This is a genomic window from Shewanella sp. KCT (assembly GCF_007636505.1).
In the GTDB taxonomy this organism is placed as follows: domain Bacteria; phylum Pseudomonadota; class Gammaproteobacteria; order Enterobacterales; family Shewanellaceae; genus Shewanella; species Shewanella halotolerans.
The window spans coordinates 301,874-318,589 of sequence record NZ_LVDJ01000003.1; the positions used below are offsets into that span (position 1 = coordinate 301,874).

General features: G+C 47.2%; 12 protein-coding genes. 10 read left to right on the plus strand and 2 right to left on the minus strand.

The features are described from left to right. Window positions 1-17 precede the first annotated feature (17 nt). Complete coding sequence (dinG, locus tag AYI87_RS06255) at window positions 18-2,090, minus strand: ATP-dependent DNA helicase DinG (protein WP_144200523.1); 2,073 nt, start codon at window positions 2,088-2,090, stop codon at window positions 18-20. Between the two features lie 138 nt (window positions 2,091-2,228). Here dinG and AYI87_RS06260 point away from each other — a divergent pair, with 138 nt between their 5' ends. The 10 genes from AYI87_RS06260 (at window position 2,229) to AYI87_RS06305 (ending at window position 16,088) form a co-directional block, all read left to right on the plus strand. Then, a complete protein-coding gene (locus AYI87_RS06260; RefSeq protein ID WP_409928962.1) occupies window positions 2,229-4,640 on the plus strand; it encodes a DNA polymerase II in 2,412 nt (803 codons plus the stop codon). 233 nt (window positions 4,641-4,873) lie between these two features. Further along, window positions 4,874-6,085 (plus strand): porin, encoded by a 1,212-nt coding sequence (locus AYI87_RS06265; RefSeq protein ID WP_144200525.1) that lies wholly within the window; start codon window positions 4,874-4,876, stop codon window positions 6,083-6,085. An 848-nt stretch (window positions 6,086-6,933) separates the two neighbouring features. Continuing rightward, the gene (locus AYI87_RS06270) at window positions 6,934-9,564 is read left to right on the plus strand and encodes a TonB-dependent receptor (protein WP_144200527.1); all 2,631 of its coding nucleotides are present in this window, start codon (window positions 6,934-6,936) and stop codon (window positions 9,562-9,564) included. A 110-nt stretch (window positions 9,565-9,674) separates the two neighbouring features. After that, on the plus strand, window positions 9,675-10,634 hold the full coding sequence (locus AYI87_RS06275) for a class I SAM-dependent methyltransferase (protein WP_260865092.1): 960 nt from the start codon (window positions 9,675-9,677) through the stop codon (window positions 10,632-10,634). 502 nt (window positions 10,635-11,136) lie between these two features. Further along, a complete protein-coding gene (locus tag AYI87_RS06280) occupies window positions 11,137-11,919 on the plus strand; it encodes a DUF3450 domain-containing protein (protein WP_011866275.1) in 783 nt (260 codons plus the stop codon). Continuing rightward, window positions 11,919-13,274, plus strand: a complete 1,356-nt coding sequence (locus AYI87_RS06285; RefSeq protein ID WP_144200531.1) for a MotA/TolQ/ExbB proton channel family protein — start codon at window positions 11,919-11,921, stop codon at window positions 13,272-13,274. Before AYI87_RS06280 ends, AYI87_RS06285 begins: the two co-directional genes overlap by 1 nt. Beyond that, window positions 13,274-13,801 (plus strand): MotA/TolQ/ExbB proton channel family protein, encoded by a 528-nt coding sequence (locus AYI87_RS06290; protein ID WP_011866273.1) that lies wholly within the window; start codon window positions 13,274-13,276, stop codon window positions 13,799-13,801. Before AYI87_RS06285 ends, AYI87_RS06290 begins: the two co-directional genes overlap by 1 nt. 13 nt (window positions 13,802-13,814) lie before the next feature. Then, window positions 13,815-14,219 carry an ExbD/TolR family protein gene (locus AYI87_RS06295; RefSeq protein WP_011866272.1) on the plus strand — a complete coding sequence of 135 codons (405 nt, stop codon included), beginning with the start codon at window positions 13,815-13,817 and terminating at the stop codon, window positions 14,217-14,219. Between the two features lies 1 nt (window position 14,220). Beyond that, entirely contained in the window at window positions 14,221-14,838 is a 618-nt protein-coding gene (locus tag AYI87_RS06300; RefSeq protein WP_144200533.1) for an energy transducer TonB, read from the plus strand. A 2-nt stretch (window positions 14,839-14,840) separates the two neighbouring features. After that, a complete protein-coding gene (locus AYI87_RS06305) occupies window positions 14,841-16,088 on the plus strand; it encodes a tetratricopeptide repeat protein (RefSeq protein WP_144200535.1) in 1,248 nt (415 codons plus the stop codon). 59 nt (window positions 16,089-16,147) lie between these two features. Here the strand turns inward: AYI87_RS06305 and AYI87_RS06310 are convergent, their stop codons facing one another. Beyond that, window positions 16,148-16,657 carry a GGDEF domain-containing protein gene (locus AYI87_RS06310; protein ID WP_011866269.1) on the minus strand — a complete coding sequence of 170 codons (510 nt, stop codon included), beginning with the start codon at window positions 16,655-16,657 and terminating at the stop codon, window positions 16,148-16,150. Between the last annotated feature and the right edge of the window lie 59 nt (window positions 16,658-16,716).

Below are 16,716 nucleotides of genomic sequence, written 5' to 3' on the forward strand. Positions count from 1 at the left end.
TTCTATTAGATAGCTTTTTATTCAATGACTTGACGAAAGGGAGGCAGGGCATCCAGTAGGGATTTGCCGTAGCGTTTGGTCACTAAACGGCGATCCAATATGGTGATTCTGCCATAATCCTCTTCTTTACGCAGTAATCTACCACAACTTTGGATCAGTTTACGCGAAGCATCTGGGATCGTCAGCTGTAAGAAGGGATTTCCTCCCTTTGCCTTAATGTATTCTGCGTGTGCCTGTTCCACCGGTGAGGTGGGCACGGCAAAGGGTAGTTTTGTGATAATCAGGTTCGTCAGGTAGTCGCCGGGAAGGTCGAGACCCTCAGAGAAACTGCCGGTACCGAAGATGATGCTGACCTCGCCATTATCGCAGCGCTGCTTATGATCTTGCAGCAGCTGCTGACGGGAGGCTTCCCCTTGAATAAGCAGCGGCGACTTAATCTTGCTTCTGACCAGATCGGCCACCTTCTCCATCTGCCAGTAGGAGGCAAATAGCACCAGGGTCGCCATCTCACCGTCGATAAGCGTGAGGATCTGTTCCGCCAGCTCGTCGGTATAGCGATCGTCCGTAGGTTCGGTGCGCATCTTGGGCAGATACAGGGTGGCGTTCTGCTGGAAGTCGAAGGGGCTGTCCATGGCCAGATAGCGACTGCCATCGTTGATGGAGAGCCCCACCTGATGGGTAAAGTGATTGAAGTTGTTCAGTGCCCTCAGGGTCGCGCTACATAGCACCACGCCGGCAGCCTTCTCCCATAGGAGGTTCTCGAGCATATAACCCACCTCGATCGGCGAGACATTAAACAGATAGTCGCTCTGCTTACCCACCAGATGCTCGACCCAGCGAGCCATGGGCGCTCCCTTGGCGCTGTCTTCCTTGGCCATCATCTTCCACAGCTTCTGCAGATTCTCCAGGCGCTGTAACATGAAGCCGGTTTCGCTTAGTAGCTGCTCAGATTGATGCTTAGGTAGCTCGCCATCCTTAATCGCCTCGTTGAGCAGCACCAGCATCTTGTTAAATTGCTTGAGCGCACTGCTCGACGCCGTGGCCAGGTTTTCTGCCAGCATGGTTAAGGCCGCCGGTAGCTTGCCGTGTTCGAAGCGGATGCGCCGCTCGGGGTTATCAAATTTGGACGCCTGGCCGTCGCAATATTGGGCGACGCTGGTGAGTAGGCTGGTGAGATCGTTGATGTGATCTAGCATGGCCTGGGCGGGGGCTATGATGTTGTTGCTCTTGAGCTGGTTCTGCAGCTTGGCGCTGGTCTTGCCGACCTTTTCCAGCCAGTCGATGGCGCCCCTAAGGGTTGCCTGGGCGCTGGAGAAGTCTCTGGCCACTATCGGCAGGTGATGGGCCTCGTCGATCACATAATAGAGCTCTTCCGGATCTGGCAGAATCACCCCGCCGCCCAGTTCGAGATCGGCAAACAGCAGACTATGGTTGGCAATTAGCACATCCCAGGTGTCGACATCTTCACGGGCCTTATGGAAGGGGCAGTGCCTGTGGCTGGCGAGTTGTCTGTGGCAGCTGTGTTTATCACAGGCGATCTGCTGCCACAGGTGATCGGGCAGCTGCTGAGACAGTGTGTCTCGCTCGCCGTTCCAGCGTCCTTCGTGAAAGTCTTTCAGCAGGCCTTGTAAGAGCTCGACCTGGCTATGGTCAGGCTTGGTCTGCCACATGGCCATCTGAGTGCCGTCATCGCCGCCGATCAGCATCTCAAGCTTAGAGAGACAGACATAGCGCTGACGCCCCTTTACCAGGCCGAAGGTGAAATTAAGCCCAGATTGCTTGGAGAAGAAGGGCAGATCCTTATTGAGCAGCTGCTCTTGCAAGGCAACCGTGGCGGTAGCGATACAGACCTTCTTCTTGCTCGCTAGTGCCAGCGGAATCGAGCCTAAGATATAAGCCAGTGACTTGCCTATGCCAGTGCCTGCCTCGACCACTATGATGCGTCTATGCTTGTCATATTCACCGGCGAGTGTCTTGGAGATCTCGGCGACGATATAATTTTGTTCCCGGCGCGATCTAAAGTTAGGCAGGGCGGCGGCAATCTCTTTGTAAATCGTTCGGATCTGGGTTTTAACGTCGGCAGATAACATGAAGGCTTAGTGCTGGCAAATAATGCTGTACATAATAACAGTGATTACATAGCCTAAGAAGAGTTGAAGTAAGGAATTCACGACTTATTTGTTGTCGTGTCACCTAATGTGTTGAAATTAATTGGATAATAGCCAGGCTTGCATGATTTAAACACCCCGCTGGTGAGCGTAAAAGGGCGGATCTTAACCCGTCACCACCAAGGCAGCGAATTACATTATTACCTTAGTACGGCCGAAGGGCCGGTTCGGGTCATTGTGCCCAATGGCGAGCGCATCTGTTTTTGTCGTACTCAGGATGAATTGAGTCTGCTCGGCGGCAACCATGAGAGTTGGATACGCAGCGAAGCGCTTAACCTGACCACCTTCGACGATGAGCCGGTCAGCGCCCTCTATTTCGCCAATAATCAAAGCTTTCGTCATCTAAGCCGTATCGCCATCGATAAGGGGATCTCCCTTTACGAGTCTGAACTCAGGGCCGAGCAGCGTTATCTCATCGAACGTTACATCGCCTTGGACGTAGAGTTTATCGGCCGCTGGCAAAGCCAAGCACTAGACACGCCTACGCTCATCGCCGAGCGGGCCAGACGGAGTGAGCTAGATGTTAATCGAGAAGTTAAGCTGGCTGTGGTCTCGCTGGATTTCGAATGTGCCATGGATGGAGAGCTTTTTAGTGTCGGGCTGTACGGCCAATCGGCCAGCGGCGAGCCCTATCAACAGGTGATCATGGTGGGGGAGGCGTGTGACTCGCCGCCTGAGTATCTAGAGCTTGTGCCCAATGAGGCGGCGTTGATTAAGGCGCTGCTGGATTGGTTTAAGCTCAATGATCCAGACATCATCATAGGCTGGGCGGTTGTGACCTTCGACCTGGCGCTCTTGTATCGCAGAGCCAAGGTGCTCAATATTCCGCTGACGCTTGGCAGGCTAGGCACTCAGCTTTCTTGGCGTGTCGATAACAAATATCGACCCGAGACCTTAATCTTGCCGGGCCGTGTGGTGCTCGATGGCATCGACTGGCTCAAGGCGGCCTTCTATCAGTTTGACAGTTTTAGCCTTGAGTCTGTCGCCAGAGAGCTACTCGGCGAGGGGAAGGCGATTCACAACGTCAGTCACCGCGCCGAGGAGATAGCGATCCTGTTTCGTGAGGATAAGGCGGCGCTGGCCCATTACAATATTACCGACTGTCGCCTGGTGTGGGAGATCTTTGCCAAAACCGATCTGCTGGCCTTTGTGATGGAGCGTTCGCGTCTAACCGGCTTAGAGCTCGGCCGGGTCGGCGCCTCGGTGGCGGCGTTTAATAATCTTTATCTGCCCCATCTGCACCGCGCCGGCTATGTGGCGCCCAGTGTGCCGGTCAGCGATGGCATAGAGAGCCCAGGCGGCTATGTGATGGATTCCAAACCCGGTCTCTATCAACATATATTGGTGCTCGATTTTAAGAGCCTCTATCCCTCTATTATCAGAACCTTCTTAATCGATCCCAAGGGGCTGGTGGAAGGATTAAAAGAAGGGGCTAATGCTGAGGTAAAGGGAGCAAGTGAAGGCAATGACACCGTGCCCGGATTTTTGGGCGCCCAGTTTAGTCGCAATTCTCCTATTCTGCCTGAGCTTATCGCAAGCCTGTCTGCCAAGCGCGAAGAAGCCAAGCGCGAAGCTAACGCCCCCCTGTCGCAGGCGATAAAGATCATCATGAACTCTCTCTACGGAGTGTTGGGGTCTCGCGGCTGCGTATTCCACGATGCGCGCCTGGCAAGCTCGATCACCCTAAGGGGTCATGAGATCATGAAGCAGACCAAGCAATGGATTGAGGCTCAGGGCTTGACCGTTATCTATGGCGATACCGACTCTACCTTCGTGCATATCTCCTCGCCCGAGCGTGTCGGTGATATCGACGCCTTTGCTAGGGAGTTGGTCGCATCGATCAACGAGAAATGGCGACTCAAGCTCAAGCAGGAGTTTCAGTTAGATTGTTATCTCGAGCTTGAATATGAGCGACATTTTGAGCAGTTCTTCATGCCGACACTGCGTGGCTCGACCGAGGGCTCAAAGAAGCGTTATGTGGGCGCCTACCTGCAGGAGGACCAAAGCCTCAAGCTGGTGTTCAAGGGAATGGAACAGGTGAGGAGTGACTGGAGCCCCTTGGCGCGGGAGGTGCAGGCCGAGCTCTATTATCGCCTGTTTGCCAAGCAGGATGTGCTCGGCTATTTAAAACAAATTGTGGATGCGCTGCAGCAGGGAAAGCTCGACGACAAGCTGATCTTCTCTAAACGCCTCAGGCGCAACATCGAAGACTATACCGCCAAGTCATCACCCCATGTGAAGGCGGCGACCCTCTGGTGCCAGCGAAGTGGCGATGACAGTCATGGTAAGCGTGGCGAAAAAATTAGCTACCTGATGACGCAAAATGGCGCCGAACCTGTACAGCATCTACTCGGAAAGATCGATTATCAGTATTATCTGAATAAACAGATCGCACCCATTTCTGATCCCATACTTTCAATTTTAAACACTAGTTTCAATAATCTTGTGGCCAAGCAAATGTCGTTAATTTAGTTGTTTTCTGGTTGTTGAGATAGTGATGAGTTGTTAACGTTTGGTGTAAAGTCTGAGTTTTCTGGCATTCTTTAGTTAACTTGGTGAAAAATAGCGCCGTTATTGTGATATTCGTCTTTGAGGGAATGCTAATCTTTTGCTAGTCTTTAGCTGAAATTGGAACGAAATAAAACAACGGAATGTCGCACAATAAGATAAAGCAAACTGAACATAACAAAAGGTTAGACTAACAGATGAAGAAGAGTGTAATAGCAACAGCGTTAGCGGTTGTCATTTTTGTCCCCGCTGCATCCGCTATCGAAATCTATAAAGACGATAAAAATGCGGTAGAAATTGGTGGTTTTATTGATGCCCGTGTTATTAACACTCAAGGTTCAACTGAAGTGGTTAACGGTGCGTCACGGATCAATTTTGGTTTCACCCGTGAGATGAGCGACGGCTGGAAGGCGTTCACTAAGCTGGAGTGGGGTGTTAACCCATTCGGTAACAGCGAAATCGTTTACAGCAGTGAGAGTAACTTCGAATCTAAGAGCGGTGACTTTCTTAACAACCGTCTCGGTTATGTCGGTATCGCCCACGATCTCTATGGTAGCCTGACCATAGGTAAGCAGTGGGGTGCTTGGTATGACGTGGTTTACAACACTAACTACGGTTTCGTATGGGACGGTAACGCTGCCGGTGTTTACACCTATAACAAGGCAGATGGTGCGGTAAACGGTGTGGGTCGTGGTGACAAGATCGTTCAGTACCGTAACAGCGTAGGCGATCTGAGCTTTGCGGTTCAGGCGCAGCTAAAGAACGATAAGTTCTATACCTGTGAATATGATCCTAACCTGTCTACCGACTGTAAAGAGCGTTGGGACAGCCAAGATCCTGTCTTAGATTCAGAAGAAGTTAAGTACAACTACACCTATGGTGCGTCTGCGACCTATCAGGTTAACGACAAGCTTTCTGTCTCTGCCGGTATCAACCGTGGTGAGTTTGATGTCACCTTCAGAAAGACTTCTGAGCAGATCACCGCAATCGACGTGATCTACGGTATGGGTGTGACCTGGGGTAACTGGGACGCCGACGGTTTCTATGGCGCGGCTAACTTCAACAAGAACGAGAACCACGATACCGATAACCTGGGTCGTCTGATCAAGGATTCGTACGGTGTCGAAACGCTATTCTCTTACAAGTTCGACAACGGTTTCCGTCCTTTTGTTTCGTACAACATCTTAGATGCGGGTAAGGACTATGTGATCCAGCCTAACAATGTTGACCCTAACTCTTCGTTCAAGCGTCAGTTCGTGGTTGTTGGTCTGCACTATGTGTGGGATGCCAACACAGTGCTTTATGTTGAAGGCCGTAAAGACTTCAGTAAGTTTGAAGGTGCCGATGCTGAAGCCCAGGCTAAATTCGAAGAAGACGGTATAGCCATAGGTATTCGTTACACTCTGTAATACACCTTGTGATTAAGAGTGAAAGTCTGATCAATTCAAAAAAAGCGCCTAATAGGCGCTTTTTTATTACCTTTCTAAAATCCCAATTCTTATCTGTTTGATGGCGAGTGATACTTCCGCCTTAAGCCCTTCCATCCATTCTATTTATGAGAATTTGAACGCCGCCATTTAAGTGTCTATCAAGAGTCGAAGCTAGGTCTCATTGCCTGACTCTAGACTAGTCTCGATCTGCGCTGATTCTAGTCATAGTCGGGTCTTGGTTTAAACTTAGTCCTTACCTTATTTGATCTTAACTACCCCTGATGCTGCCAAATTTTGGCCTTATGTGAGAGTTACTGCGATTTAACCTTTACCAGCAGGTTAATTTGTAATCAATTCTTTACGTGCGGTTGCCGATTTTACCCAAATGACAGCGTGATTTTACAATTAAGCTCTTTGTGACAACTACCTATATTTAACATCTTGTCGATCATTAGTTTGATAAACCGCTAATTAATAACTTGGCTAATTTAGTTTGTTCTGCTTATGGCTTATGCACGCTTTTGTCTTGTATTTGATTGTTTTTATTCGGTTTATCTGTTTCGTCTCTCTAGTTGTAATGCTTGGTAACGGCAATATTAGCCAAAAATCGTTGACTTGTTACAGCTAACAAAAATCTGACTTATTGTGACAGGCGTCTACAAATTGAGCGATCGCCAATTAAATCTGTGAAAATAGTGATGCGATTGTTGATTAAATGTTTCACATGTGGTTCTATTTGTTGGCGAATGTGCACAAGTGTAACGATTGGTGTTTATTTGTGTTTACTTTCACACAAAAATAAAAAATAAAGTCCAGGGAGAAACAACATGTATAAGAACAGCTTATTAGCTAATTCAGTGCGTTTCGCACTAGTTAGCGGTGCAGCTATGACAGCTTTTACTGCCCCAGCAGTATTCGCGGCAGACGAGCAAGCTGCAGATAAAGTTGAACGTATTGAAGTTACTGGTTCACGCATTAAGCGTAGTGATCTTGAAGGTGCTTCACCTGTAACAACGATCACTGCAGACGATATGAAAGTTGAAGGTAACTTTACAGTAGCCGATGCGCTACGTAACAGTAACTTAAACTCTTTTGGTTCATTCTCTGAGCGTTCAGGTAGCTCTGCTCAGTCTCAAGCAACAATCAACCTACGTGGTGCTGGTTCAAGCCGTACCCTAGTTCTGATCGATGGTAAGCGTTTCCCAGGTTCACCTACTCTAGGTGGTTCTTCTGCTAACCTTAACGCCATCCCTATGGCAGCGGTTGAGCGTATTGAAATTCTAACCGACGGTGCTTCTTCTACTTACGGTTCTGACGCGATTGCTGGTGTTGTTAACATCATCATGAAGAAGAACTTCCAAGGTATCGAATTCAACGTTGGTGGCGGTTCACGTGACCGTGATGGCGGCCTTACAAGTAAAGAATTCTCTGTGGTTGCTGGTTATGAAATGGACAAGGGTAACATTACCTTTGCATTCGACCACCAAGACCGTAAGGGTATCGCCGACGGCGACCGTGCTTTCTCAGCTCCTTGGATGCGTGACCTGAACGGTGACGGTGAAATCCAGGCTTACAGCGAAACTGATGGCTGGTCTATCTATGGTGCAACCATTGCTTCTCCAGACTTCTCAGAAGCTCAAGCTTCACCACTTTGTGATGACTTAGCAGCACAATACGGCGACAACGTATTCAAGACTGTTAAAGCTGACGATGACTGGGGCCCAGGTTCAACTTACTGTATGTATGCATACGGTAACGTTTCTTACAACAAAGCTTCTGTTGACCGTAACACTGTATATGTAGATGCAAACTATGAAATCGCTGAAGATGTAGAGTGGTTCGGTCGCATCATGTTCACTCAGAACAACTCTTTCGGTCGTTATGCACCTCCAGCTGCTGCTTGGAACAATATGTCTGCCGATAACCCACATAACCCTTACGGCGAAGAAACTAAAGGTTACTTCCGTTGGGTTGGTATCGGTACTCGTGACGGTAACGTAGATGACTACAACCAAGATTACCTGACTGGTCTTCGTGGTTCTATCAGCGCGTGGAACGATGCGACTTGGGAATTCTACTACCACTACAACAAGGCCGATAACAAGTCTATCGGTGAATACTACCTGAGCTACTCTGGTCTTGCTTACAACGAAGCTAACGGAATCGATCTGGGTTCTGAAGCTGGTGTAAACAACATGAAGGCCACTACTCTGACTCAAGACCGTGCTACCTTCCACCAGTACAATGCTGGTATCGGTTTCGATGCATTTGAACTGCCAGGTGGTGCTGTTGCGCACTACTTCGGTATGGAGTACTTCGAGCAAGATTTCGCTTCTATCTATGACGCGCAATCTGAAGCGGGTCTGATCGGTGGTAGCGCCGGTAACTCTGCTGGCGGCGACCGTCAAGTATGGGCTGCATTCTATGAAGCGGCTATGCCTCTGACTGACACCATCGAACTGAACATCGCAGCTCGTTACGATGATTACAGCGATTTCGGTAACAACGTAGCGCCTAAGGCATCTGTCCGTTGGCAAGCTCTGGATAACTTAGTTGTACGTGCTTCTTACTCTGAAGCGTTCCGTGCACCAGCTCTGGATCAGCTATATGCTGCAACCACTTTCAGTGCTGATGACGGTACTGACTACCCATACTGTGTATCTAACGGCATTGCTGATTGTCCAGAGAAGCAATACGATACTTACATCCGTGCTAACAAGGACCTAGGTCCTGAGACTTCTGAGTACATCAACTTGGGTCTTGCATGGGATATCGTAGATAACTTTGGTATTAAGGTTGACTACTTCGACCTGAAGATTGATGACGTTATCAGCCGTCGCTCTATCACTAACGTAATGCGTGGTATTGCAAGTGGTAACCTGGCTCCATCTGATACCTTCTACGTAGTTCGTGCTCCAGGTGAAGCAGGTAAACTAGGTAAGGCATTAGAAGTTGGTACTGGTTATGGCAACAGCGATAAGCTACAGATCAAAGGTATCGACGTTGGTCTAAACGGTAACTTTGAAACTGATTTCGGTGACTTCGGTATCGCATGGACTAACAGCTTCGTTCTTGAGTATGTTGAAGAAGTTGAAGGTGGTTCAGGAGCAATCGACACTGCTGGTTGGTCAGGACAGCCTGAGTACAAGTCTGTATTTACTACTACTTATACAATGGGTGACCACCGCGTATCTTGGAACATGAACTACACTGACAGCACTTACGAGTCAAGCAAGTCAGTTGGTGACACTATTGTTCCAGAAGGTAGCTTAGATTCATGGTTGATCCACAACATCAGCTACACCTATGATGCAGGTTCATTCGGTTCAATCATGCTAGGTGTTAACAACCTAACTGACGAAGATCCTGTTCTATCTTCAGACGGTAAGTTCGAAAACGCTGACCTGTACAACAACTATGGCCGCGAATACCGCGCAAGCTACACTCTGAAGTTCTAAGAGTAAGCTAATAGTTTTAGTATAAATATCTGATAAAAAGGCCCTATTTAGGGCCTTTTTTTATGGTATTAATAAAAGCCGGTAACAAAAACGACAAAAGGGCGAGCATTATGAGCCATCATTGGGACGAATACTGGCTACAGGGACATCTGACATCTTTTGGTGACAGTTTTTCTGGCAATTACTCTGGTGTGCTAGAGACAAATTGGCATCAGGATTTTAATGCCTTAGCAGATAACTTTAAGGTGCTGGATCTCGCTACTGGCAACGGGGCACTACCGCTGCTATTGAATCAACATTTCAAAGGCGCTAATAAGAAAGGTGAAGTAATAGGTGTAGACCTTGCCCAAATAAACACTAATTTAGACGCGTTAGCGTTAAATGAGGAGGTGAGGGTATCACTGCTTTCCCACATAGATTGTTCGTGCTTGGCTTTTGAGGACAATAGTTTTGACCTAGTTATCTCTCAATATGGTATAGAGTACTCTGATTTAGCCCTTTCCATTCCGGAGGCGATTCGTGTGCTTAAGCCCGGAGGTAGACTTAGTTTGGTGACTCACCATAGCCGTTCGATGATCATTAATCGTAACCGGCGAATATTGAATGTCGTCAGTCAGCATTCGATCACCAAAGTATTCGAGACCATGGAATCGCTCATTTTGCAGATGGGCTCGCTTATCAACGCAGAAGATGTTCAGCGCATCAAGCAAGATACCGAGTGCGAGCGATTGCGCCACCAATTGAATCAGGAGATTTCAACCCTGGCTCAGTCCGATGAGGAAGGACTGAAGGACAGTGAGTTGCTTACCTATGTGGCGAGCCTTTTTCAACAAGGTCTATTTTGGCCCTTGGCAAAGAAGCAGCAATATCTAATATTTGCTCGTCAGCAGATTGAAACATTAAGAGATCGCCTCGGCGAGCTCGTCGAAGCATCTCTAGATGAATTGGCACTTTCAGCCATGTTAGCTAATCTAATTGAACTGGGTGTGAACTTAAGCAGTATTAACCAGATTGAAGACAACGATGGTCAGATATTGGGTTGGAAGATTGTCATAAATAAAACTATCTAGTATCTGCGGGACTCAATTCGCTATATGTATAAAAGATGTTTCAGATAGACCACGTGGTAATACCAGCACAACATAATTTGATGCAAACGTTTGCGATAAAGTTATTTGGTTAACAATATGTTAACAGGGTATTTGGTTTTTGTTATCTCACTTATGCAAATAAAATCATATAGTTATTTATACTTTGTTGTTTATGTCGGCTCATGCGAATTAGATTTGTAAATATTGACTTGTTTGAAAAAACACCTCTTGTGTTATTTTCAGCCCCTAAGAGCTTTTTCTGCTAGTTTTAGCCGTTTCCAAATGTTGACACAGGTCAACATTTTGTGAAATGATGCCTGCGGGTCTACACCTTGATTGGTGTAGAAAAGGGAAGATAATAACTAACAATCACAAGAGAAATGCACACTTATGGTGGCGGAATTCGTGCAAATATAAGCAGAAAACCCGTGTTGCCAATAAGTTAAACCTTTTATTTTTCACTTCAAATTGGTTGGGAACTATGTCCAAGGTAAGCAATAGAACTAAAATCGCTACGGCGCTCATTGGCGCGCTGGCCTTAGCAGGCAGTAACTTAGTGGTTGCCGATCCACTTTCTGATGTTCAGAAAGCGGATGCGAAAATTCATGCAGATGCAGCCGCATCTCAAAAGAAAGTTGATAAGTATTACGATCAAGCGCAAGACATGGCGTTTGAATATGGCCAAGTTGCAGACACTCGTGAGTCAACTAAGTCATACAACGATTATGTAGCTGGCCTGGTAGCAGACCAAGAAGCCACCATGAAGCTTATCCAAGAAGACATCAACGGTGTTGATAAGCTACGTCAAGGCGTTGTACCGCTAATGTTCAAGATGGTTGATGCACTAGAGCAGTTTGTTGCTCTGGATCTGCCATTTAACAAAGAAACTCGTGAAGCCCGTATCAAGCGTCTTCGTGAAACTCTAGATACAGCTAACGTAACGCTGGCTGAAAAATATCGTCTGATCCTTGATGCTTATAACATCGAGCGTGAATACGGTTCTAAGTTGAATGTTGAAACCGGTAAGCTGCAACTTGACGGTAAAGAGATCCTGGTTGATTTCATCAACTTCGGTCGCGTTGCCTACTACGCACAAAGCCTAGATCAAAAGTCTGCATGGATGTTCAATCCTGAGACAAAAGCATGGGATAAGCTAGAAGATAGCTATCTACGTAACATTACTAAAGCAATTCGCCAGGCTCGTGGCCAGGGTGCTCCAGATATGTTCGCGTTACCAATCCCAGCTGCGGAGGCTGCACAATAATGAAAAAGTTAATCTCTACAGCAATCGTTGCTGCAAGTCTGTCTTTAACTGCTGGCATGGTGAGCGCTGCTGATGCGCCTAAGAACATCGACCAGCTACTTAAGCAAGTTCAAACCGATCGTGCTAACGCTGCTAAAGTAAACAAGAAGCGTGAAGCCGAGTTCCAAGCCGAGCGTGGCGATAAAGCTGCACTGCTAAAGCGTGAAAAAGCGGCGCTAGCGGCTGAAGAACAACGCGGTAAAGATCTTTCTCAAGCGTTTGCCGATAACGAGCGTAAAATTGCTCAGTTAGAAGAAGACCGTAAGATTGCTCAAGGTGACTTGGGTGAGATGTTCGGTGTTGTTAAAGGTGAAGCCGGTGATTTCGCTGGTAAGCTTGTTTCATCAAACGTAAGCGCTCAGTTCCCTGGTCGTGATGCTTTCATCGCTGAGCTAGGTGCACGTAAAGAACTGCCAAAAATCGAAGAGCTAGAGAAGTTCTGGGAAGAGCAGCTATTCGAAATGGCTGAGTCTGGTAAAGTGGTTACTTTTGACGGTGCCGTAACGGGTATCGACGGTAACGTTCACAACACCAAGATCACTCGTGTTGGTGCTTACAACCTGCTAGCAGATGGTCAATATGTTGTTTATAACGCCGATCTAGGTCTGGTTCAGCAGCTTTCACAACAGCCTGGTAGCGAGCAAGTTGCCAGCGTTAAAAACTTTGAAGGTCAAACTTCTGGCGTTCACAAGCTGTTCGTTGACCCTGCACGTGGTGTACTGCTAAACGTGTTCACTCAGAAGGCAACTATTGAAGAGCGTATCGAAGCCGGTGGTACTATCGGTTACATCATCATCGGTCTGCTTGTTCTTGGTGCCCTGATCTCTATCGAGCGTCTGGTGACTCTGTATGTTGTTGGCGCGAAAGTTAACGCACAACGTAAGAACATCGACAACCCAGGTAACAACCCTCTGGGTCGCGTACTTAAGGCATACCACGACAACAAAGATGTTGACGTTGAAACGCTTGAGCTGAAACTTGACGAAGCGATTCTGAAAGAAACTCCAGCACTTGAGACTCGTATCTCTATCATCAAGGTGCTAGCGGCTATCGCACCTATGATGGGTCTACTGGGTACAGTAACAGGTATGATTGCAACCTTCCAAAGCATCCAGCTATTCGGTACTGGTGATCCTAAGTTAATGGCTGGTGGTATCTCTATGGCACTGATGACGACCGTACAAGGTCTGGTTGCTGCACTGCCACTAATGCTAATGCACGCTATCGTGATTGCACGTAGCAAGTCAGTTGTTCAAGTACTTGAAGAGCAAAGTGCGGGTATTGTTGCCGAGCACGCTGAGAAGAGGAACGCCTAATGATGCTATACCTGATGGACATCTGGGATTCCGTCAGGGGCTTCATGGCCTCCGGGGGCGACGTCCTCTGGTTGGTTGCGGCAGTGCTATTCCTCATGTGGGTGTTAATGCTTGAGCGCTATTGGTATCTCAATCTGATTGCGCCAAAAGAGCACAAAAACATTATCACCGCATGGGACAAGCGAGAGGATTCAACCTCTTGGCATGCACACCGTATCCGTGAAGCTTGGGTATCCCAAGCGAAACAAGATATGAATGCTCGTATGCTGATTATCAAAACCTTAGTAGCCATCTGTCCAATGATCGGTCTACTAGGTACCGTAACCGGTATGATACAGGTATTCGATGTGATGGCAGTTCATGGGACGAGTAATGCTCGTATGATGGCAGCTGGTATTTCAATGGCAACCATGCCGACAATGGCGGGAATGGTCGCAGCGTTATCGGGAGTATTCTTTAGTACTCGCCTAGACGCCAAGATGAAAATCAGTATGGAAAAGCTAAAAGATAGCCTGCCACACCACTAGAGAGAGATTGAACATGGCACGTAAAAAGCATTCAAGTATAGAAGAAGAAGCGCAAATTGATATGACACCGATGCTCGACATCGTGTTTATCATGTTGATCTTCTTTATCGTAACAACGTCGTTCATTAAGCCATCTGGTCTTGACTACAACAAGCCAGAGGCTTCTCAAGCGACAACTCAGAAGTCGGCAAACATCTTTATCGGTGTGAGCAAGACAGGCGTAATTAAGATGGAAAACCGTCAGGTTGATATCGAGCGTGTAACAGCAAACGTTGAGCGTATGTTGGCTGAATCACCAGAAGCGGCTGTATTGATCGAAGCTGATAAAGAAGCTGAACACGGCATTGTTGTAAAGGTTATGGACAATGTGAAGAAAGCTGGGATCAACAAGATTTCGGTATCAGCGGGGAAAGACTAATATGCTGAGAGGAATAGTATCATTATTAATTGGTGGTGCTGTTACTTTCGCCCTGTTTGTTTTCATGGCCTTCTTGGTCAGTGGCGGCGCGAAACGCGCCGACACTGCCACTGAATCTCCGGTTATTGAGATCAGTATGGATAAACAGGATACGAAAGTGCAGGACAAGCCTAGGGTCAAACCTAAGCCACCTACACCACCTGAGCAGCCACCTTTACCAGATACGCCACCGCCTGATAGCTCATCAGACATAGACACCAACATGTCTTTCAACATGAGTGGTGTAGTAGCGGGTGCCGCATCTACCGGCTTCAAGCTGGGTAACATGATGACTCGTGACGGTGATGCAACACCTATCGTTCGTATCGAGCCACAGTACCCGATTGCTGCAGCACGTGACGGTAAGGAAGGTTGGGTACAACTTAGTTTTACTATCAACGAACTTGGTGGTGTAGAAGATGTGCAAGTGATCAACGCCGATCCTAAGCGTATCTTCGACAAAGAAGCTAAGCGTGCACTGAAGAAGTGGAAGTACAAGCCAAAGATTGTTGACGGTAAAGCCCTTAAGCAACCTGGTATGACGGTACAACTAGACTTTAAACTTGATGGAGGCAAATAGAGATGCAAAAGGTTAATACACTTGCAGCCGCACTATTGCTTGCCATCGGTGGAAGCCTGGTCGTTGCACCAGCGGCAAGTGCTGCCGAAAAATGCCCCATTGAGAAGCGCCAGTCTAAGGCCGTAGGCCAAAGCTCGGCAAAGAAAGTCCAAAAGTCTTTCGAAGCTTATCAAGAAGGCAATATCGACGAAGCGATTGCCGTATTGCTTGAAGCCAGCCCACGCGATGCTTTTGATAAGGCCTATATTGCCCGTATGTTGGGTAACTTTTATGCCGAAAAAAATCAGATGGGTACGGCGATCAAGTACCTGAAGCAAGCCGTTGACGCTGACATTCTTGGTGGTACAGACCATGGTGCAACCCTACGTCTATATGCCGACCTGTTGATTCAGGAAAAGAAGTTTAAAGAGTCTATCCCTTACTACTACGAGTGGATGAAGTTTACCTGTAAAGAAGATCCACAAGTGTATCGTCGTATAGGTATCGCTTATTCTGAACTTAAAGAGTGGGATAAGGTGCTCGGCGTTGTCGATAAAGGTCTGTCTATCAGTACTAAGCCAGATAAAGGCTTGTACCAGATGAAGCTGACTGCTTACTTCAACAAGAAAGATTATAAAAATGCGATTAAAGTCCTAGAGACTATGGTGCCGCTTTTCCAACAAGATGGCCGTCTATGGGTACAGTTAGCGCAGTTTTATTTGATGACTGAAAGCTATGATAAGTCATTAGCAACCTACGACTTAGCTTATAAGAATGGATTTTTAGAGACTGCGGGTAACATCACACGTCTGTCTCAGCTGCTGGCGCAAAATGGTTCACCATACCGCGCGGCGAAAATCTATGAAAAGCATATGAAGAGTGGCCTGATTAAGGAAGATGAGAAAACTTTATCTATCCTGGGTGGCTTCTATCACAATGCTAAAGAGCTAAAGGAAGCGGCAGATTATTATGGTAAGGCTGCTGCCATCAATAACGATGGTAAACTTTACCTTAAACAAGCCCGTCTTCTGACCCTGCAAGAGAAACACAAAGAGGCGATCCCTGTGCTGAAAAAAGCATTGGCTGCCGGCGGTGTGAGTGAAGGTGAAGTTGAGTTTGAACTAACTTTGGCTTATTTAGGTACTAAGCAGATTAAAGCTGCATACAATGCCTGCTTGAAGGCTGCTAAGGATGAGAAGACTAAGCGTTCAGCAACAAGTTATCTCGCCTATATCAAGGAAAAGGCACGTATCTATAACGTTGCACTTTAAGCCTTAAAATAAAAAGCCCCGCAAGGGGCTTTTTTTATGCCGGTAGACAAGTATACAAGTTAGTTCAGGCAATGCATCGCCGTATGGTGTTCCTTCTGCCCCTCTAAGGTGTGGGTCAATGAGCGGACATCTTCAAACAGGTTTTCGATGTTGAGATCGCTCTCGGGTTGGCAGAGACAACCGGCCAGCTCATAGTCGATGCGGTTGCTGTGTTTGCGTTGATAATCCTGGTTAAAATCCATTATTTTCTGTTCTATGCGGGCGATAACGATTTCGGTTCCTTCTCTATCTATGTTAAACAGCCCCAAGGCAAAGTTATCCTGATTCAGTCTGGCGACCATATCCGTTGTCCTAAGTATCGCTTCTTGAACCTGTTTCATGAATAATTCCAGTAAATGAGGTTGCTTTACTGTTTCATGAATGTGTGGGCAAAGATACAATAAGGCCAGCGTCTGGCGTTCGCGCATGTGGCGGTGCCACTCACGGTTAAACACCTCCATAAAATAGGTTTGGTTGTAGACGCCAGTTTCGGGATCTCTGAATCCAGAATTACTAAATGAGTAAATCATTAGCTCGCTCCTCAGATACACCTAAGGTAATTATAGAAAACAACACTCACTTGCACAGA